General features: G+C 38.5%; 17 protein-coding genes. 1 reads left to right on the top strand and 16 read right to left on the bottom strand.

Features of this window, described 5'->3' with window-relative positions; all coding sequences use genetic code 11:
• Positions 1-5: 5 nt before the first annotated feature.
• The 16 genes from ACDG22_RS09260 to tssD all read right to left on the bottom strand — a co-directional run bounded on the left by ACDG22_RS09260 (position 6) and on the right by tssD (position 17,596).
• Positions 6-1,292: a sigma-54-dependent transcriptional regulator gene (locus ACDG22_RS09260; RefSeq protein WP_009127059.1), complete on the bottom strand. Its 1,287-nt coding sequence runs from the start codon at positions 1,290-1,292 to the stop codon at positions 6-8.
• Positions 1,267-3,600 carry a hybrid sensor histidine kinase/response regulator gene (locus tag ACDG22_RS09255; RefSeq protein WP_009127058.1) on the bottom strand — a complete coding sequence of 778 codons (2,334 nt, stop codon included), beginning with the start codon at positions 3,598-3,600 and terminating at the stop codon, positions 1,267-1,269. The genes ACDG22_RS09260 and ACDG22_RS09255 overlap by 26 nt, the downstream gene beginning before the upstream one ends.
• 36 nt (positions 3,601-3,636) lie before the next feature.
• Entirely contained in the window at positions 3,637-4,083 is a 447-nt protein-coding gene (locus tag ACDG22_RS09250; RefSeq protein WP_039969925.1) for a hypothetical protein, read from the bottom strand.
• Positions 4,084-4,102: 19 nt separating this feature from the next.
• A complete protein-coding gene (locus ACDG22_RS09245) occupies positions 4,103-4,831 on the bottom strand; it encodes a phage baseplate assembly protein V (protein WP_370858858.1) in 729 nt (242 codons plus the stop codon).
• Positions 4,809-5,459 carry a hypothetical protein gene (locus ACDG22_RS09240; RefSeq protein WP_370858857.1) on the bottom strand — a complete coding sequence of 217 codons (651 nt, stop codon included), beginning with the start codon at positions 5,457-5,459 and terminating at the stop codon, positions 4,809-4,811. The genes ACDG22_RS09245 and ACDG22_RS09240 overlap by 23 nt, the downstream gene beginning before the upstream one ends.
• Entirely contained in the window at positions 5,460-5,924 is a 465-nt protein-coding gene (locus ACDG22_RS09235) for a hypothetical protein (RefSeq protein WP_143722912.1), read from the bottom strand.
• Positions 5,925-5,948: 24 nt separating this feature from the next.
• Positions 5,949-6,899: a hypothetical protein gene (locus ACDG22_RS09230; protein ID WP_009127053.1), complete on the bottom strand. Its 951-nt coding sequence runs from the start codon at positions 6,897-6,899 to the stop codon at positions 5,949-5,951.
• Between the two features lie 2 nt (positions 6,900-6,901).
• Positions 6,902-8,737, bottom strand: a complete 1,836-nt coding sequence (locus tag ACDG22_RS09225; protein ID WP_009127052.1) for a type VI secretion system baseplate subunit TssF — start codon at positions 8,735-8,737, stop codon at positions 6,902-6,904.
• Between the two features lies 1 nt (position 8,738).
• Positions 8,739-9,587, bottom strand: coding sequence for a hypothetical protein (locus ACDG22_RS09220; protein WP_009127051.1), 849 nt, complete (start codon positions 9,585-9,587; stop codon positions 8,739-8,741).
• Between the two features lie 92 nt (positions 9,588-9,679).
• Positions 9,680-11,947 (bottom strand): hypothetical protein, encoded by a 2,268-nt coding sequence (locus ACDG22_RS09215; protein ID WP_009127050.1) that lies wholly within the window; start codon positions 11,945-11,947, stop codon positions 9,680-9,682.
• A gap of 11 nt (positions 11,948-11,958) precedes the next feature.
• A complete protein-coding gene (locus ACDG22_RS09210; RefSeq protein ID WP_087943599.1) occupies positions 11,959-12,444 on the bottom strand; it encodes a PAAR-like protein in 486 nt (161 codons plus the stop codon).
• 5 nt (positions 12,445-12,449) lie between these two features.
• Complete coding sequence (locus tag ACDG22_RS09205) at positions 12,450-13,376, bottom strand: hypothetical protein (protein ID WP_009127048.1); 927 nt, start codon at positions 13,374-13,376, stop codon at positions 12,450-12,452.
• A gap of 5 nt (positions 13,377-13,381) precedes the next feature.
• Entirely contained in the window at positions 13,382-15,175 is a 1,794-nt protein-coding gene (locus tag ACDG22_RS09200) for a phage baseplate assembly protein V (RefSeq protein WP_143722911.1), read from the bottom strand.
• A gap of 23 nt (positions 15,176-15,198) precedes the next feature.
• Positions 15,199-16,584 carry a DUF5458 family protein gene (locus tag ACDG22_RS09195; RefSeq protein WP_009127045.1) on the bottom strand — a complete coding sequence of 462 codons (1,386 nt, stop codon included), beginning with the start codon at positions 16,582-16,584 and terminating at the stop codon, positions 15,199-15,201.
• Positions 16,585-16,612: 28 nt separating this feature from the next.
• Positions 16,613-17,065: a hypothetical protein gene (locus ACDG22_RS09190; protein ID WP_009127044.1), complete on the bottom strand. Its 453-nt coding sequence runs from the start codon at positions 17,063-17,065 to the stop codon at positions 16,613-16,615.
• Positions 17,066-17,203: 138 nt separating this feature from the next.
• Complete coding sequence (gene tssD, locus ACDG22_RS09185) at positions 17,204-17,596, bottom strand: type VI secretion system tube protein TssD (protein ID WP_009127043.1); 393 nt, start codon at positions 17,594-17,596, stop codon at positions 17,204-17,206.
• Positions 17,597-17,913: 317 nt separating this feature from the next.
• Here tssD and ACDG22_RS09180 point away from each other — a divergent pair, with 317 nt between their 5' ends.
• The gene (locus tag ACDG22_RS09180; RefSeq protein WP_009127042.1) at positions 17,914-20,406 is read left to right on the top strand and encodes an ATP-dependent Clp protease ATP-binding subunit; all 2,493 of its coding nucleotides are present in this window, start codon (positions 17,914-17,916) and stop codon (positions 20,404-20,406) included.
• Position 20,407 lies beyond the last annotated feature (1 nt).

Genomic DNA, 20,407 nt, shown 5'->3' with positions numbered 1-20,407 from the left:
ATTTGTTACTTTATCTTTTTATAGATTGAAGTACGACTTATTCCTAAAATTTGTGAGGCATGGGAAATGTTTCCATTACATTCTTCTATCACATTGATTATTCGTTTTTTTTCTAATTCTTTCTTCGCAGCCTTGTCCGGCTCCGGGCTTTTAATTTCTCCTGTACTTTGTCCGATGCCAAAACAATCCAATACGGGAGATTCAGAAATAGCCACAGAACGTCTCACCATATTTTGCAGTTCACGTACATTGCCAGGCCAGGCATAAGTCAACATTTTACACTTAGCTTCTTCTGTAAAACCGACAGTATCCTTCTTGAATTCTTTAGAATAGCGTTCGCGGAAAAATTCAGCAAAAGGGAGAATATCTTCAGTGCATTCAGCCAGGGAGGGAACTGTAATTTCAAACTCGTTTAGACGATGGTAAAGGTCTTCTCTGAAACGGCCTTCCTGGATTGCCTGCTGAATGTTTTCATTGGTAGCTGCAACTATACGTACATCTGCAATATGTTCCCGATTGCTTCCCACCGGCATATAGGTATTCTCTTGCAACACCCGCAGCAGCATCGCTTGTACTTCATAAGACATGGTACCTATCTCATCCAAGAACAAGGTACCCCCCTTGGCCTTATCAAAATAGCCTGCTTTGTTGTTATCTGCCCCCGTAAAGGAACCTTTTTCATGACCAAAAAATAGGGAAGGAGCCAAATCTTTGGGGAGAAGTGCACAGTTCACTGCCAGAAAAAGCATATTGGAACGATCACTTCCTTGATGGATACTTTGGGCTATAGACTCTTTTCCTGTTCCGCTGGCTCCGTAAATAAGCACTGACATATCAGTAGGAGCAACCATTTCTGCATACTTCAGGATCTCTCTCATTCTGGCGCTTTTACGCTGAAGCAGCATCGGCTCCTGTTTTCTTACTGTAACCAAAGGAGCAAATACATCCTTGGTCAGTTCCAGCAAGTGTTCTTTGCGTACGGGTTTAGGCAGATAATCTACAGCTCCCAATTTAATGGTACGGACAACATCAGGTACAGACACATACTCAGTGGTAATAATAAAAGGAGTATTATTCTTTTCCTTACGCAGCCACTCCAGCAATGAGATTCCGTCTCCGTCCGGCAAACGCACATCCGAAAGAATCAAGTCAAAATGTACCTTGCGGATTAACGAACGGGCTTTCGTTGCATCTACGGCCGTTATAGCGTCATACCCGGCCTGTACAAACCAGTCTTTCTGCATCTGTGACAGGTTTATATTGTCTTCAACAATCAATACTTTCCTTTTCATTTTTCAATCGTGTTAGTTCTTTTTCTGCTTTCGTCATCAATGTTGAAACATGACTCAGAATCTGCCGTGTGTGGTTCTTCAGCACCACATCACTCACTTGGTCATCCTTTAAAATATCACGGTATTCAAATAGAATATCCTCCATATGCAGAAGTTCCCAGACAGGTTGCATCCGATGGACTATTTCACGCATCTGTCTTCTGTTGCTTGCCGATAAAGCAGCCAGCAATTCATCCTGGTCTTTTCTGGACTGCTCTATCAAGGTAAACAGCAGTTTTTCCTTATCCTGAACCTCTGACAGCAAGGCATCCAAATCACTTGGCGGAGACGCTGCTACATGACATTGATTGATAGATGAAAGCAGATTGAGCAGTTCATTATAAGAAAACGGTTTATAGATACAATCCGTAAATCCGGCTTCCTGTAAGGACTCCTTGGTCTGCTCACCACGTGCGGTCATGGCTATGACCGGTATCGTGCGAGAATTACCTATATTTGAATGTCGTAGCAAAATCAGGAGATTAAAACCGTTGGTACCTGGCATCTGAATATCAGTAAGCAACAAATCATAGTCCTTTTCTCTCATCTCCTTTACCAGTTCTTTGGCCGAAGCACAGGTCGTACAATTAATGCCGTTACGTTCAAGCAAATCCTTGATGACTGCACGCAACATACTGTCATCATCAATGACAAGTATATTATGAGGCAAATGTCCGGTATGGGTCAATACGGGCTTTTCACATTCCAGCGGTTCATCCGTTTCTTCAAGAGGAAGAGTTACCTTGAAGGTACTTCCCTGATGAATCTTGCTTTTTACGTCAATTTCTCCGTTGAAGAGATGGACAAGTCCCTGTATAATGGACAAACCTAAACCAAAGCCATCAGTATTGTTTGCTGTCATCTGCCGTTCAAATGGGCGGAAAATACGTGCAAGTGTTTCCTCCGTCATGCCAATGCCGGAGTCAGTCACTTCCAAATACAATTTCCCTTGAGAATAACCGGCATGAAAGGAGATTTCTCCGCATTCCGTAAACTTGATAGCATTGCTGAGCAGGTTGCCGACAATCTGTTCTATACGGTCCACATCTCCACGTAATCTGACATCCGTATTGTCAAACGAGGTGTTGAACAGCAATCCCTTGTCGTTGACCAGACCGGAAAAACGGGAAGCAATCCGATCAAGCATTTCATGCAGACTGAACGGAACATAGTTGCATTCTTCTTTGGATTGATTCAACCGGTATACATCCAATAAATTATTCAGCAGATGTACTACATGCAGACACACTGATTCAATGTTGGACAAATAGGTATCACGCCGTTGGTTATCCACTTCCCTCCTTGCCAATTCAACTGTTGCACTAATCACGTTCAAAGGGGAGCGGATATCATGCGATATGGTTAAAATGATTTTGTTGCGAATTTGCAACAATGCAGCATTCTGCTCTATGGTTTCCTCCAACATTTTGCTGGTCTTCTGCTTCTCACGCAGGTCCTTCTGGATAATCAGATAAGAAACAATCAGCAGTATAACAGCTGATATAACCAGCCACGTGATGATGCTTTTTGAACGGTCATAAGAGGCATTCAATTGTTTTTCCTTATCTTCAAGTATTTGCTCGGCCTGATCATTCATGGTTGTCATCAGCGAGCGCAGTTTTCCATTGATAACCTTGTTGTGCCTGCGTAAACTATCAGTACAGACATCTATGTTGTCATTGAGTTCGTTCTGCATGGAAAGCAATTCTTTATTCAATGCATGCAATGCAGCCGAAGTGCTGGGTGTAACTTCTACTGTCTCTTTGCCTCCGAAGAAGCCCGCCAATCCTTTTTTCTTGCGAGTTATCGTTTGCGGAAAGACATTATAAGGTATTTTGCTGAATTGTAAAACGCCATGACCATCTCGGCTTTGAATCAGATACATGATTTGAGCCAGGTGCTCTTCCTTGATTTTCAAGAGGGAACGCAGTGAATCTACTTGGCTTCGCGCAACATGGATTTCATTCTCTTTTCGTATATCCAGCAATGTGGAATCCACGTACTGCCGAAGTGAACGATAGTCAGCAAAATCCTTTCTCTCCCAAGAAATGGCAGTTTCACCCAACATGGCAAGAAGTGTGATATGACGATGGGCCGTATTGACCTTGCGCTGTACCTGCTGAATGTGTCTGGCTTCTTTTTCAATATCCGATATACGCATACGTTCATGTTGTAGAATTCCGAATATGCATGCTATTATAGCAAACAGAATAAGGTGTCCTACAAGAATTTTATGTTGTATACTGACTTCGGGTACTTTAAAACTCATAATTTCGTCAGTTAGTTAACCGTTGATGAATAGAAACTATTCTCTCATTATACATTCCGGACTATTCATATGATTTGTCATTTGTTCTAGAAACCAACTAATTTCTCCTCCTGAATAATCCAACTCTAAAATACTTTTAATTCTTTCCCATTGAAAACGAATATCTGCCATATTATGTATTGATAGTATCTCATTATCTTTTGTTATAGATATAATAATACCATTATATCTATAACTTATCCTTCTTAATAAATCTTCCTGTTTTTTTAGTTTATCATTATTGATATACAATATATCAGTAAAATAGAATTGATACTTATTTTTCCCTAATGATATGACATGAACATATTTCACACATCTTTGAACATAAATAACTCCTCTATCTAATGACTCAATATATGAATCTAAGGCATATACTCTTGGTGGTAATACATTTATGTTATTTACTGTTTCTGAATAAGCTAAATAATCTAATATTGACATATTGCTATATTTCAAATTATTAACCTTCACATATTCGAGCCTCGCTCGCTCCTTTAAGTAGAGATTTTCCATCAGCTTGAATTATAACATCCCCTGATGAAATCATATCTAAATCCCCTGATACTTGGCTACACTTTCCACAGATTTGAATATTTGCATTTTTTTGTATAGCAGTATCTAAACAACTCATAGAGGTTCTCAATTCATTTTCTATTTGCATAGTTACATTCTCTTCAACAATCGTTTTTAATTGTTTTGAATACTGTGAAATAGTATCTTCTATATTTATAAATAATTTTTTCGCATTTAGAAATAATGACTCTTGGGCAGTTATTTCAATACTCTCCTCAGAGGTTTTAAACATTAATTCATTTCCACTTTTATCTTTTAATATAATATTTTCACCACCTTCTGTGTCATCAAAAATAAGAGTGTGACCACTACGTGTAATAATGCTTTTAATACTATTGTTTCGTCCTCCCCCATAGCCGTTTTTCTCATTAAACATACTACCTGAGACATAAGGGCGAGATGGATTGGCTAGTTCAAAACAAACTATCACTTGATCATTTTCTTCTGGTACAAAAACAAACCCTCTATTTTTGAGAACTATTTCACTTTTACCCGAATCTAGACTTCGTACCCGAATCCAGTTAGTTGTCTTATTCTGTTCCTCTTGCCATACAAACTGAACTTTAACACGTCCTTGACTCTCTGGGTCAGCATTACTGATTACCTTTGCAAGCATCGGGTGAGCTTGAGGAATGACAACATTGCTTCACCGGGATTCGTTCCATACTTGCCGGAATGCCTTCAAAAGTATTGGAATAAACACCATTCTTATCAACCTCATGGATTACTGACATCACCCTGTATTGTCCCAGATCCCGACGGTTACACATGGAAGCAGGTATTTTGACCGCAATAGGTTCGCCAATACGTACACGACAAGTTTTGCTCTTACCTCTCAACCATACCAAGGAAGCCGTATCACGTCCCTTCTCAAACTCCAGAAGACGGTTCATGTGAACCGGATGACCGACTGCCGCTTTGTTATATAAAGTAGTAGGAGATTGATAAACGGACTCGGACGTACTGATTGCATTTGCCAGATAAGTGTTGATACCGTTCACTCTGGCACTGTCGTCTGCATAAAGAGGACGGTCATCCTCCGCCATATAGTCATGACGCGAATAATGGAAAGGAGCTATACGAGAACCAAAACTTACATTTTCCAACTCAACATCGTAAGTAACCGTTTCGTTCTTGTCCTTTTGCGGATTCCCGAAATGTAATTTCTGTCCGTCATAATAGAACCATTCGCCGTATTGGTAGGCAATTCTACGAAGAAACTCATATCCGGTTTCTTCGTGCATCTAGACATAAGGAATCTGTTCATTGAAAAGCGGCTTGTTGACAATCTCCACTCCATTGCCATAATTCTTCACCACCTCTCCGACAATGGCCGACAAGGTATAATCCATAAAGGAGTCCATTGTCTTTCCGGATTCAAGCAGAACAGTAGGACTGCATCCCCTGTAATGGATAGTGCCGGAAACCCCTCTCTCACCATCCATTCCAATTTCGGTGATGATGCCCTTGAAGATGCTTTCATCACCGCTAATCACATGTTTCATGCGGATTACCACACTCTGACCCTGCATGGCAATCATGCTTTCACGCTCGTTGTACCAGACATTCTCTCCAGGCAGAGGGGGACACAGCACACCAATATCAAAAACATGGTGCCCGTTGAACACCTGTTTGAGATAAATTGTAGTGAACTTACATTCACTGCCACCGATAGAAACGGTCGCTTCCACTTGATTCCAGTCTGTCATGATAATCCTTTCTTAAGTTTTAATTTATAAATAAGCATCTATACCGAGATGGGATGCCTTAGATGGCTCGTTGGAAATGACACATATATGTCCGGAACTCACAACATCCAGTTTTATCCTTACTTCCATATCTGCGGCAAAAAGCATATCAATCAATTCAAGTAGTATGCATCTGCTTTTTCCATTGTCAAGAAACTCCGGTATACGGTTACGAGGAATGTCATGGACAGTGACACATGCATCGTATCTGCCGCTCCTGAACTCTGAACCAATAACAAGTGTCTCTCCCAAACGTGCCTGTCTGAATGCCGGAAAACTATCACACTTTTTACGACTCAACACATGAGACAGGGTGACAGGTAATCCAAGTATCAAAGAGAGCACTTTGGTAATTTTACGCTGGTCCCCACGAATCTTGTGAATAATAGGAATGATTCTCATAAACAAGGCGGCTTGTTCCAACGAAAGTTTTCTGATTATCGGCCAGTAAGCAGTGAACACATTCGTGAAATCCGTATAAACATTTTTTCTATCGACCCGGCGTTCGAGCAATTGCATCTGTACAAGCGTCCGGTCTATTTCATCCTCAAATACGGAAAAGAATTTTCGTATTTCCATCTCTTCTTTCCGATACTGCCTGACCTGATTGACAACCTTCTTTATGTCCGTGGAATCCAACAAATCAATACCCAAGAAAAACACTCCCTCTGGCAATACATCATAAAGTCCTTCCCGGTTGACATAGATACGCAAACAATCGTTTATCTCGTCATCAGGGCTATATTCCATTCTGATACTTTCTATATCTTTCCCGACTTTCATACGGGAATCACCCAAACGGATAATCTGTATGTCGTCAGGACTGACGCCTTCCTCAATTAAAGTAGCTGCAATTATTTCTGCCAGATAATCCGTATCCAGCGAATTGATTGACGCAAGAGAACTTTCAATATGTGACAAACCGATCTTTCCCATTACTAAACAATTTGAGTGAATATACGATAGTTGAAATGATCCGGTGAACGGGTGACGAGCTTAGTTTTCAGTTCGTCGATAAGCAACGGAATTTCCCTTTCCGAATCAGTGCGTACAGACAAGTGAACATCAATCGATGATATCAACCCTTCACCCGGTTTTTCACTGACCATCACTCCCGACTTGATGTCAACAGACATCACCAGACCGGAGAGTTCCTTGTAACAGAAGTTTATGATATCCGCCTTTGTATAGATCCGGTCACGAGTGGTAAGAATATATTTATATATATCAAACCGGTTGGCAGATGCTGGAATGCTTTTCCCTCCTCTTGTAGTAGTCAGGAAATAAACCTGTCGTTTATCAATACTGAAACTATTTTGAGGTAACAATCCCATACCTACGGGCAAACCGTTGGCACGTTCACAGATTGTCGTATAGTAGGATATATATAACTTATCGGCATTTTCCGGTAAATCTGCAAGTAGGTATGACAATGAACCGACAGCAGACTGGATATTATTAATTATTCGCTCCATGCTATTCAACAGTCTGTCCATTTCTTGTATTTCATCTGAAAAAGTATCTTTCTGCAATGATGCGATGACAGCTCCCCGACCTTGTAAAAGGTCAAGCACCCGGTAGAGATACTCTTTTATATCACGGGAGTTCATACGCTCGCAACCACCATAGCGAACTGCATAGGTTGCACCTTTTTTCTCTGAGCCTCCATTGAACGGAATTTCAGTATATAACCGGTTCTGTGCATCCATTACAGAGTCCACGGAGAAAAAATACTCCTGTTCGCTTGTTGTCAATGGTACGACAGCGGTCAGGTCATTGACACTTGCAATCTTCTCATTCAGCCGTTTGTTTTGTACAACAACGGCATTGATACTGACTTTCAGTTCTTCCAAACAGTCCGGAGTAAAGTTAGAGGGAAAGTCAACCCGGAACCAGTAAAGAGGATTCAGTTCACCGGAAGACAACATATCTTCCATATAATAATCTTTCAATTCTTCGGGGAAAAGCGACGCTTTTTCCTGAGAAAGAATGATTGGAGTAGTGATACGAATAAACTGGTTATTGTATATGGAAAGAATGTCCCTGTTAATCTCTTTTTCTATATCACAGATAGAAAACAGACTTTCCGGCTCATCAGTTTCTTCTTCCGGAGGAAACCCTTGCATAGCAGTAAGTGGTTGTCCGTTCAAACTCCATTTGGCATACGCCAACATGGAATAAAGGGACTGTTTTTTCTCACGGTAAGGAAGCTCGAAATAGAACGACAAATCATCCAGTTTATGTATTTCCGGAGCAAGTTGTAGCCCGATCCAGGCAGTACGGGTGAATTTACCCCTCATCTCATACGGTGCATGATATATCAATTCTTTGGTCATAGTACTATCCATATTGAAAATATCACCGTTGCATATCATACGGCAGACATCTCCGGCATATATTTCCGTTCTACGTAAAGGATAGAAACTATATTCTTCTACTATCTGTCCTTTATTTTTGGGAATATCCGCAAAGAAACCGGAATCGGTATCTACTGTGTATTTCGGGATGTCCCGTGGAAAGGCATGGATGACACTGTGAGCAGGACGCACGCTAACCAAAATGTCAGGAGTCAACATATTGGCTATTTTATCCAATATGCGGTGCTGACTGGTTTCTATATCGTGAGATAAGCCAAAGATTTCACTGGAAAGTGCTTCGAGTAGTACCTTGACTAACGGATCAAGATTTTCTACTTTCTTCACTCCCCAATAATTCATTGCATGGCGATACATACGATTCTTGATGACTTCTTTGCTGTAATTTGGGGTACTCATATTAATTTATAACTTCTAACATTGCATTATTATCCTTTCTATGAAATTTAAATAGAATTTGATTTCTCATCGAATTATTTTGTTCGCTAACAAACTGAATAATAGCACAATTATTATTATCCAATAAAGTAACTAGTTTTCCATTAGCTTCAAAAAGCATATGAGTATCATGTATTTCTGGCAATTCATTCAATATTGCTCCTTTTGCATTTATCATATTATTAATACCATTCAAACGTGCCTTTCTATCGATATCTCTAAAACAATTAATGAAATCTATCAACTCTTCACGTGCTCTTGTGAGTTCTAAAAATGCGTCCAAATCCTTATTTTTTAAGATAGTATGTATTTTGCGATACTCATTATACAATTCTTTATGCAACTTAGCCTTATCTTCACTTTGTAAAGTCACAGAGTTCTTCCATCCCATATTTCCAATAGGTAGTCCTGTAGCTTGAAAAGTTGTAGAAAAAGAATATTTTTTCATATTTGATATGTCATTAACAACTTCTCCAGCTTCATCCAAAATATATGACTTTACAGTTTTAAAAGAATCATAGCTATTAGCCATATCATTTTTAGGATAACGGTGAAAGGTAAGAATTACCTGTGCATCACCCAAGGTATGTTTACCATACAATGGATACATTTCAACTTCCACCGTATGCTCACCATTATTCAAAATTAATTGATTCAATTTAAATGTGATGCTTCCTCCAGAATCTTGTTCCCATTTAAAAGCCAGCACATCATCAACTTTAACAACAAATTCACAATCCATACTATTTACAGATAATGAATAAATCATTTTACTATAATCTCTTGGTTCATTGTTCTTGTAATAGGTCATATCATTACTATTTTTAGTTTGTCCAATGCAATATGTACAACACATACATAAAAAAAATATACTAAGAAAAGACTTCATAATTGCTTATATTATTAAGATATTATATACTGAGGAGAAAATTTCAAAGGCTTACTTGGAGGAATTATCTCAAACTCATCGGGCTTAATCTTCTCCTTTTTATTCATATTAATCATTCCCGTTTCTAAACCAAATTCCGCAGATAGCTCAACAGTGGCATGTAAACCTGTAAAAGCGACTTCTGGTGTTACAAAAAGCCCTTTCATATCTACCCCTGGGGTTATAGTTCCAGAAAAGTAAGCATCTGCTGTTGCGTTTGCTTCTAACTTAGTTGTTGCTTTGCTTTTAATAACATACACTTTTAATCCAACTCCAATTTCAGCTATCAACAAAACACCAAACCTGCCTTTCATGTTTGATTTTTTTAATGAGATTTCGAATGGATTCGTTTTAAAAATCACATTAGTCAAATTAAGAATAAGAGATCCATCAAATTTCAAATCTAAACGAATTTCTCCTTCATAATCAATGTATTTAGATTTATATGACTGGTTAACAATTTTATCAATAAATGCTAATAAAGGTATTGTTCTTGCACCACAACGAAATAAATCAATGGTAAAAAGCCCTCCTATTAACGGATTTGCTTTAATTGTAAATTCTCCATTTATACCAATTTTATTGTTTTGTCTTTCTACAAGATTCCATTTTAAGGATGCATCAAAAATCGGAAACTGTATATCAAATTCTATAGGGGCTTTTTTTGCATCAATACCTTTGACATATGATAAAATATCATCTGCCATCTTTTTAGCTTTTAAAATAACTCCTAAATAATCCCTTATATTTTTTTCAATTTTTTTTCCGATTTCAAATTTCTGGGAATCATCATCATAAGTACAAGTCAATTCTAAAAAAAATTCAGATTGTGTTTTTCCATATTTAATCGTGTACCACTTACTATATCCTGCCTGTTGTTTTTTCTTTATTAATTCTTCATATGCTCTTCCTTCTTGATTTTTACCTTCAACAGCATCATATTTAGCAAACTTAAGTCCTATTTTCAACTCCCAAATTATGTCTGGGAATAATCTCATATTGACAATTTTAAGATGACGACAAGTTGCTAACTGAATTTGATTACTTTGAATAAGGCTATCTCGTATAGGCCATATATAACTATATAGTGAATTCATCGCAATTTCAGAAATATTTCCATCAAAAACTTTTCCTATTAATGAAATTACTGTATCTCCATAATTATACTTCAAATTCCATTGGATGATACTACCAATTAATTGTGCATTTTGAGAAGTTTTTTCACTGTCAAATTCAATGATACTCATTAAATGTTTATCATGATTAATGTTCTCAGATAAAATACAAGATACTGTTTCTTTTCCTATTAACATTATGACAATCGGACATTTCCCTCCAATAATATTTACTATTCCTGAATATTGGCAATTTTTACTTTCATTGAAAACCTCCAGTTCCTTAGTTACTTTCTTTCCATCCTTATCCTTTGATGGATATTTAACATTAATTCCTGTATATTTGCAAGGTTTATAATTACTTTCCCGAATGCTGTTGTTCCCGACTAACACAGGTTGTACTTCACCTTTTATATCATTAGGATCATATGTAAAATCATTCTTCACATTAAGTTGTAACTTCCTTGTTATTCTTTGATAAGGCAAAAAAATGAATAACTCTACCTCAATCTTTGCAACAGAGCCAACTGGAATCTCATAAGGTGTAAACCAAATGCTAAAAACCATGCGGTTTTTATCCACCAGTGGCAGATTTGTCGCCAATGTTTTTTTAGGACGACCATTAATATAGACTTTAAAGTATCCATTAAGGATATGTCCATTGCTTCCCGCAATCTCAGCAACTGCCAGAACCGGATAATTGACATTTATAACAGAAGAGGAAGATAATTTTATTTTTGACTGTTCATCATAAAAATAAAAATCTCTAATCATAATACTGCTACAGAAAGGAACAAATTTGAAAGGGACAGCATTAATATCCCCTTCTCCAATTTCTTCTTTCACTGTTTGTTTTACAGTACTGAAATTTTCATTAATCGATATTGGCTGTAAATCTACATTTAAAGTCTGTTGCTTCCCACAATAGTCGTTAGACAATGTAACTTCAACAATATTTTTCTGCGTTTTTTTAACTACACCATTAATTCTCCACAGATACGAATATTTTCTATCAATAGGTCCTATTGCAGAACATAGTAATTTTATATCCTGAAAAGGCGGCACATTCTTGTAATTACCTCGTTCATACAAGATGCGGGCTGTTCTACTGTTATCTTCGTTTTCCATAAAATTCCTATTTAGATTTCTGACAGTATAATCTTGCTCTTATCTTCTTGAATATTTCCCAAAGGGCACAAAGTTGCCATTATATCTTTTGGGGCTTCATCTAACATCTCTTTTGTTATAGTAGCAACTTGACCATGGAAAGCTATACGTATTTTGCCGGGAACAGAACATACGTTGCAGATTCCTTCGGATTCTTCAGTCAACATTTTCAAATTTACTTCAGTAACATCTATATATTCGTGTACTTTAGTCCACTTTACATTCGCCATGCAAGGAGGTTTGGGAGCTGGAGCGGTATATTTAGGATCATTACACATACCGAAATTCATATTGGCAACTGTACAGTCTTTGTCTGTTGCGACTGTCTTTCCACCATTAACCTCCACAAGCGTTTGACTGGTAACTATTAGGGGAATAGCTGTACCCAGACTATTACAAGTCATTGATTGGCTACAATACACTGTTGCTCCTTTACATACAATATGTTTCTCACTCATAAGACTTAGCTAAATGTCAATAATTTATAAAACCATGTTTTTTTTGCTTCACCTTGGCTATTCCTTAACTGATTAATGTACTCATCCTGTATCGATTCTATCGGTTTTTCAGAAAGATAATAAGCAGTAACAACAATATCCATTATATTTGACTCTCCAAGTTTCAAAACAAACGTACTTTCAATCGATTTAATATTATGGTATTCATTATCTAAAGTATATTTGATATCACATGTCCCTGATAAAGTCCGACCTTCCGGAGCTAAAATATTATTCAGCCCATTCTTAATCAATTTATCTAAGCATGCTTCATCAGACAGCGAACCATTTTCACATACAATAAGTTCCTTATTCCTTTCACATTCCATGACTGAATTTTGACATGCAAATTCTACAGGATCATCAAATGGTAATACTGGGATACATCGCTTTATCATTTTTTCTGGTACTATGCTTGTTTCATACATAAGTCCGAAAAAAAGACTAATGAACAAATCTTTCTCAACCAATAGGCTTATATAGTCTGGGTTATTAATTTTATCTTCTAACAAAGAAATATAAAGCTCACTTCCTTCACCGACAAAACGCTTTTCAATATCATACTTTTTCTCTAACCACCTCTGACGTATATCATCATTCCTAACCATATGACACAACCCTTTATTATTAGTAAGTAAAGTGATAGGATATATTATCTTACTGCATTCATTTGCCAGTTCAAAGATATGTTCATCTGGTTCAATGCCATTAATCAATAGATTATCACGCGTTATTCGGAAAGCATGTAAATCATTAGAAATATTTCCAGCAAACTGCACCTTCTCTTCAAATTGGATACGGCAACTTACTTCAGGTTTCTTAATATGGATATTAATACCATATGTACCTGTTAATAACTGTGGATTATATCTTAAAGTGATAGATCTGGACATAACAACTATGATAATTTTATTTTTTTCGTACCACTTTGTGTTATAACCTGTTTCTTGGATATTAACACCAAATCTTCTTTTACACTTCTAACATTGACTTTATCAGAAGTACTATCAAGTTCTTTAGATACAATTTTGGTCTTATTATCAATAATAGCACTTAAGTCCTTAGCAGCATTTAATATTGTTTCAGATGCTCTGGATTCAATGTTTGTACTAGTGCTGTTTATCAATTCTGCTGCATCAAATGATATAACTTTAGAAGTTAATTGTATCTTTTCTTGAGCTTCAATACAAATTGTTTTATTTACTGTATCTAAAATAATTTTATTACTATTTTTATCTCGAATAGTTATACTTTCTCCGTTTTCGCTATCATCAAATATAATTGTATGACCACTACGTGTTATTATACTTTTAATGTTGTTATTAACTTTTCCACCTTCACCATTTTGGCGATGGAACAGACTTCCAGAAACAAATGGACGTGAGGGATTATTTAGTTCAAAACCAACTAAAACTTGATCCCCTTCTTCTGGAATAAAAACAAAACCTCTATTTTTAGATACAACTTCACTACTTCCTGCATCAAGACTCCTTACCCGTATCCAGTTAGTTGTCTTATTTTGTTCCTCTTGCCATACAAACTGAACTTTAACACGTCCTTGACTCTCTGGGTCAGCATTACTGATTACCTTTGCAAGCATCGGGTGAGCTTCAGAAATAACAACGTTATTCACTGGGATTCGTTCCATACTAGCCGGAATGCCTTCAAAAGTATTGGAATAAACACCATTCTTATCAACCTCATGGATTACAGACATCACTCTATATTGTCCCAAATCCCGACGGTTACACATGGAAGCAGGAATCTTGACCGCAATAGGTTCGCCAATACGTACACGGCAAGTCTTACTCTTACCTCTCAACCATACCAAGGAAGCCGTATCACGTCCCTTCTCAAACTCCAGAAGACGGTTCATGTGAACCGGATGACCGACTACCGCTTTGTTATATAAAGTGGTAGGAGATTGATAAATGGATTCGGACGTACGAATTGCATTTGCCAGATAGGTATTGATACCGTTCACACCGGCACTGTCGTCTGCATAAAGAGGACGGTCATCCTCCGCCATATAGTCGTGACGTGAATAATGGAAAGGAGTGACACAAGAACCGAAGCTGACCTTTTCCAAGTCAACATCATACGTAACCGTCTCATTCTTGTCCTTTTGTGGATTCCCGAAATGTAATTTCTGTCCGTCATAATAGAACCATTCGCCGTATTGGTAGGCTATTCTACGAAGAAACTCATATCCGGTTTCTTCGTGCATCTGAATATAAGGAATCTGTTCATTGAAAAGGGGCTTGTTGACAATCTCCACTCCATTGCCATAATTCTTCACCACCTCTCCGACAATGGCCGACAGGGTATAATCCATAAAGGAGTCCATTGTCTTTCCGGATTCAAGCAGAATAGTAGGACTGCATCCCCTGTAATGGATAGTACCTGAAACCCCTCTCTCACCATCCATTCCGATTTCGGTGATGATGCCTTTGAAGATGCTTTCATCACCGCTAATCACATGTTTCATGCGAATTACCACACTCTGACCCTGCATGGCAATCATGCTTTCACGCTCGTTGTACCAGATATTCTCTCCAGGCAGAGGGGGACACAATACACCAATATCAAAAACATGGTGCCCGTTGAACACCTGTTTGAGATAAATTGTAGTGAACTTACATTCACTGCCACCGATAGAAACGGTCGCTTCCACTTGATTCCAGTCTGTCATGATAATCCTTTTTTTAATAAATTCTATTTCGACATTTCGTATTCAGAGTTCCAGGAAGTGCCATCTTCACCCTTCGTTCCATCCAACTTAACGACGAATTCTTTTGCCGGGAAGAACGGTATCATATTTATATCCAAATATATACGGTCTTTCTTTACCGGGTCGCGTTCAAACCGCTCGATGCTATATTTCTCAATCAGTCTATCCGGTCCCTTGATGCTATCCAAGAAACGGATCATCTGCTGGCGCAAATCTTTCTCCGATTTGCTTGTCCAGTTCTCAAAAGCCCTTCGGTTCAGGAAGTCAACGAGCACTTTTGCCACGTAATCGAATACACGAACGACAGAGTAAGTCTGTAATCCCAAATTGTCACCGTTGAAAAGGGATTTACCGGAGAACGCCATCACCTTCTTGTATTCGTTGACCAACGGGATAAGCCCCATCTTTTCCAATTTGGATATTTCACTCTTTTTCAAGGGAAAGACAACAGCATCCACTCCATCAAGTGCACCATATTTCTTACCGGCAGTAATCTGCGACATAAGAGAGCTATACACTTTGCCTGACAATGCCGATGATGGAGAAATATGCAAATCTTCCTCTTCTCCCAATTCCGCATACTTAGCACGACCGATCAGCCAGTTACAAACCAATGATGTATTACTCTTAAAACCGTCACCGCCAGACATATTAGACTCGTAGAACATTTCAATCACATCGTCCGGCTTTTCAAGGTCAGCGAAATCAGAAAATAAGAACACTTTGTTACTATAAGCAATCTTCGCCCATTTCTCCACAACCTTGTTGGAACCAAGGAATCCCGGAACAACAAGAAGGGAGTAGTTATCCCTCAAGTCGAGTTTGTCATAATACTGTTTCAATTCTTCTGCCACAGCATCAATGAAAATCGGATTATCCAAATCGGTAACCTGTTCCAGTGAAGCGTTCATAATTGAGATATTGGTAATCTTATCCTGTCCGGTGTTATCATAGAACGACTTTACCTCTCTATAAGCACGTTCCAAGTCCTTAACTGTTTCGGCAGCAACCAACTGGTTTGTGGCAAGCAAATTGGAAACTTCGTTTACTTCTGAACTACAAGCGGACAGCATATCATCAATCGTGCTGTTCTCTTCCAACATATCAATCCATAGGTCCAGTGTGCGCAACAGATTACGCCTGTCTTCCTTTTTGTCTTCGTCTTTCAGATATATACTCATTCTAGCCTTCCGATCCGGATTCAGGTTCTGCACCCTGTCAATCGCTGATTCGAGAAAGCTGAAACCGCCGAACCGGGACAGTTTACCCAAATTCTCTTTCAGCGTATCCTGTGAGAAATGTTCCTGAACAGCTTCATGTTTTTGTGCCAATTGCTGTGTTTCTGTCGCTTTAGCTCCTTGTTCTACCATATTCCTTTCATTTTATATTATACTGTAATTACAATGACTCTTCCACCTGCTTTTTCAACTCTTTCAATATAATCAGCATAGCCGCCTTTGTATCATTGTTGGCAATAACACGCTGCAATACCTTGTTCGAGCGAAGCTGTTTGACCACTTTTTCATAAAATTCCTTGCGTATACTCAGATTGTTAAGAAAAGGACTCCGCTGGGTCATACTTTTGACAGAAAAGTCCCCCACATTGCTAAACTGAAAGTTTTCTGTTACATCCTGTCCTTCCTTATCCAGGAAATTAACATCAATATTCGGATCAAAATACTTGAATACATCTTCTATCGTATACAAATGATCTACAATTTCCGGAACACCGGGTTCTTCAGCAGTCATTTGGTTTACCATCAATGTACGATTGCCAGGGATATCGGCAATACCTTCATTGGCCTCCTGCTCTACCGCATTACCGCCAATACCTATATAATCATCTATCATAATTCAGATTTGTTACTTAATTTCTGTTTTGAGAAAACTTTTATTTATCCGTACTTATTAAAAAAGAGATTGCCCATATTGCACGTCTTACTGGAAAACTTTATAGAACAATCTCTTTTTACATTTTTCAAGTCCGGCTTACTTAGCATCCGGCCAGTCTTGTTCAAAGACAGCACCACCGATGGTCAATTTCTGAGCCGAAACCTCGAATTTGATAACCATAGGCTTTTTGCCTTCAACGTCAGCTACTTCCTGGAAACGGGTAATATAACCCTTTTCCCATTTCAACTCTTTCATTACAGATTCTTCATCCCCTTTCTTGTACACTACAGTACCTTCGTGAGGCTTGAACTGACTGACCATGTTTTCGATGATTGTTGTGTCTTCTGTTGATTCGATGGTAATGTTAATGATACCGCCATACAGATGGGAAGCCGGACGTCCTTTGGCATCAACATCTCTCTTGATTTCGTAACTCACAAAGCGGATGTCGAACTCTTTGGACTGAAATTTCAATGTTGATTTAAACATAGTATAATTTTTAAGTGAATAAATTGGTTAATTATCCCGTTTGCGTGAACCTTTGCTTTTGAACTTATTGTACCATATTAATTATAATATAAGAAGCCAAATCGCTCCTGTGTCACGCCCTAAATATAGATACTTTTCCTTATAAAGCAAAAACAATTCATATATTTTTTTTTCATTTTGAAATAAAAAACAAGAGGTTTGCTTGTTTTTAGCGATTTTGTTCTATTTTTGCAAGTAGGACATCTAGATTAAACACGGTTTCCTATATTTGCTTTATATCATAACTATTAAATCATAATGCTTGATCAAATAGAAACATGGAAAACGATTTTATAAACAATTTAAGCGAATCTGTAAAGATTGCGATTCGTATAGCAAAATCAATTGCACGGGAATATGCCAATGATTGCTATACACCTTCACATCTGCTAAAAGCGCTAATGCATAAAGAAGTTGGACTACAAGGATTCATTCAAAGTTTGGGGAAAGATACCGGATATATTGAAGACTGGGCAGAAGTGCGCATTGAAGAAGCACCCCGGTCTGGGAAAACTTCGGAAATTATGGCAGACAAGCAAATAGCCAATGTATTTGAAGAAGCTGACATCGTGCGACTGAAATTAGGATTACTGGAAATTAGCCCGATCTGTGTGCTGGCCGCTCTCACAAAACCGGGTACAGCCTATTCCATTACTCAACTGAAATCTTTTCCTATAAAAGAAGAAGAAATTTTATCATCTGTAGTGGACTGTCAGGATATTGCGCATGATATCGCAGTCGGTATGCCGACATCTAAAGGAGAAAACGAGACGGCAACAGCAGCCCTATATAAATATTGTATAGACAAGACCTCTGAATTCAGAGAGAATGAGATGCACGAAATCGTCTGTCGGGAAAACGAAACTCGCATGATGATAGAAACGCTAGGACGCAAAGGTAAACCCAATGTACTTATTACCGGTGATTCAGGTGTAGGAAAAACTGCTATAGTGGAGGGACTGGCAAGAGCAATTGTAAATGACAAAGTTCCTTCATATTTGAAAGGATCCGTTGTACTGGAATTGGATACGGGCGCTTTGATAGCCGGAGCAAGTTACAAAGGCGAAGCGGAAGACAGACTAAAAAATCTGATAAGGGAACTGCGGAAAGTAGATAAGGCTATCCTGTTCATTGATGAAATCCACACCCTGCTCGATCCCAAACAAGGGAACAGTGGAATAGCAAGTATTCTAAAACCGGAGCTGGACAGAGGAGAACTAACCGTTATCGGTATAACCACTGCCGAAGAGTATCGGAAAATTATAGAACCGGATCATGCATTCAACCGTTGTTTTGAAGAACTAAAAATTAATGAACCGGATATTCCATCGGCTGTTTTAATGATTGAATCCGTATTGAGTACTTACACAGACTTCCACGGACTGGAAGTAACAGAAGAGGCGATACCGGAATGTGTGCGTCTGGCCAAACGTTATGTCAAGGACAGAAGATTACCAGACTCCGCTATAGACCTACTCGACCGTACACTGTCCGCTGTGAAACTTATTAACGAAACATCCAAAGAATGTATAGAAGAACTGTCGACTGCGCTAAACGAACAGGAAAAGAAGGCAGGCGAAGACGATGATACCAAGCTGAAAGAACTAAAAGGTATTTATCGCTCCATGCAGAACCGACTAAGTCCGGTTCTACTCGGAATGATAACCGAAGATACGCAACCGGAAAATTACGATACATCGGAAGAACTATCCGACTATCTTAAACAGAAGATAGAAACACTTCGCTCCTTTTTATCTGCACCTATCGAGAAAGTCGGATCTCAAGAGGTTGCGGCAGTAGTATCCTACAAAACCGGCATACCATTGGGTAAACTCCAATCAGAAGAGAAAGAGCGGTTGCTCAATATGGAAAATATTCTCAGAAAAAGAGTAGTCGGACAGGATAATGCCCTGAAAGCATTGACGGATGCGATTTTGGAATCCAGATCCGGATTGAACAAAGCCGGACAGCCCATCGGCTCTTTCTTTTTCCTCGGTCCTACAGGAACCGGAAAGACCGAACTAGCAAAGGCACTTGCCGAAGCATTGTTTAATGACGAGAAAGCTATGATACGGTTTGATATGTCGGAATTCAAGGAAGAGCATTCGGCTGCATTGTTATACGGTGCCCCTCCGGGATACGTAGGTTATGAAGAAGGCGGATTGTTGGTCAATAAAATAAGAAGACAGCCCTATTCAGTTGTATTGTTTGATGAAATTGAAAAAGCGCATCCTTCTGTCTATGATATCTTCCTGCAAATCATGGATGAAGGTAAATTACACGACAGATTAGGCAAGGAAGGTGATTTCTCAAATTCTATCGTACTGTTCACCTCCAATGTGGGCAGCGAATGGTTAGCCAATCAACTGGCAGAGGGGAAAAATCCTACTACGACACAATTAATGGAAGTAATGGGAAGGTATTTCAGACCGGAATTTCTAGCACGTCTGTCAGAGATAGTTCCGTTCTCACCTATCGGAGAAGATATATTACTGATGATATTCGATATACAGTTCAGAAATGTTTCAAACCTGCTGGAAAAACAGGGAATAAGCATTCTTCTGACAGAAGAAGTGAAGAAATATCTTGCACATAAGGGATTTGACCCTAAATATGGTGCAAGGCAGGTAGCGGGAGTGATACGCAATTACCTCCGAAGACCTATATCCCGGTTGATTATCAGTGGAAAATTATCCAAAGGCGATGTACTGAAAGTGGGTATAGGAGAAAGCGAGGAATTGATATGGGATATAGAAAATACAAACCAATAAA

The sequence above is a fragment of the Phocaeicola coprocola genome (assembly GCF_041333015.1).
Lineage (GTDB): Bacteria > Bacteroidota > Bacteroidia > Bacteroidales > Bacteroidaceae > Phocaeicola > Phocaeicola coprocola.
Note: the sequence above shows the minus strand (reverse complement) of the source record. Positions and strands in the feature narration are given on the sequence as shown.

Bases quoted from the DNA above. Each gene is read 5' to 3' on its own strand.
- ACDG22_RS09260 (WP_009127059.1), bottom strand. From the start codon at position 1,292: ATGAAAAGGAAAGTATTGATTGTTGAAGACAATATAAACCTGTCACAG.
- ACDG22_RS09255 (WP_009127058.1), bottom strand. From the start codon at position 3,600: ATGAGTTTTAAAGTACCCGAAGTCAGTATACAACATAAAATTCTTGTA.
- ACDG22_RS09250 (WP_039969925.1), bottom strand. From the start codon at position 4,083: ATGTCAATATTAGATTATTTAGCTTATTCAGAAACAGTAAATAACATA.
- ACDG22_RS09245 (WP_370858858.1), bottom strand. From the start codon at position 4,831: ATGCTTGCAAAGGTAATCAGTAATGCTGACCCAGAGAGTCAAGGACGT.
- ACDG22_RS09240 (WP_370858857.1), bottom strand. From the start codon at position 5,459: ATGCACGAAGAAACCGGATATGAGTTTCTTCGTAGAATTGCCTACCAA.
- ACDG22_RS09235 (WP_143722912.1), bottom strand. From the start codon at position 5,924: ATGACAGACTGGAATCAAGTGGAAGCGACCGTTTCTATCGGTGGCAGT.
- ACDG22_RS09230 (WP_009127053.1), bottom strand. From the start codon at position 6,899: ATGGGAAAGATCGGTTTGTCACATATTGAAAGTTCTCTTGCGTCAATC.
- ACDG22_RS09225 (WP_009127052.1), bottom strand. From the start codon at position 8,737: ATGAGTACCCCAAATTACAGCAAAGAAGTCATCAAGAATCGTATGTAT.
- ACDG22_RS09220 (WP_009127051.1), bottom strand. From the start codon at position 9,587: ATGACCTATTACAAGAACAATGAACCAAGAGATTATAGTAAAATGATT.
- ACDG22_RS09215 (WP_009127050.1), bottom strand. From the start codon at position 11,947: ATGGAAAACGAAGATAACAGTAGAACAGCCCGCATCTTGTATGAACGA.
- ACDG22_RS09210 (WP_087943599.1), bottom strand. From the start codon at position 12,444: ATGAGTGAGAAACATATTGTATGTAAAGGAGCAACAGTGTATTGTAGC.
- ACDG22_RS09205 (WP_009127048.1), bottom strand. From the start codon at position 13,376: ATGTCCAGATCTATCACTTTAAGATATAATCCACAGTTATTAACAGGT.
- ACDG22_RS09200 (WP_143722911.1), bottom strand. From the start codon at position 15,175: ATGACAGACTGGAATCAAGTGGAAGCGACCGTTTCTATCGGTGGCAGT.
- ACDG22_RS09195 (WP_009127045.1), bottom strand. From the start codon at position 16,584: ATGGTAGAACAAGGAGCTAAAGCGACAGAAACACAGCAATTGGCACAA.
- ACDG22_RS09190 (WP_009127044.1), bottom strand. From the start codon at position 17,065: ATGATAGATGATTATATAGGTATTGGCGGTAATGCGGTAGAGCAGGAG.
- tssD (WP_009127043.1), bottom strand. From the start codon at position 17,596: ATGTTTAAATCAACATTGAAATTTCAGTCCAAAGAGTTCGACATCCGC.
- ACDG22_RS09180 (WP_009127042.1), top strand. From the start codon at position 17,914: ATGGAAAACGATTTTATAAACAATTTAAGCGAATCTGTAAAGATTGCG.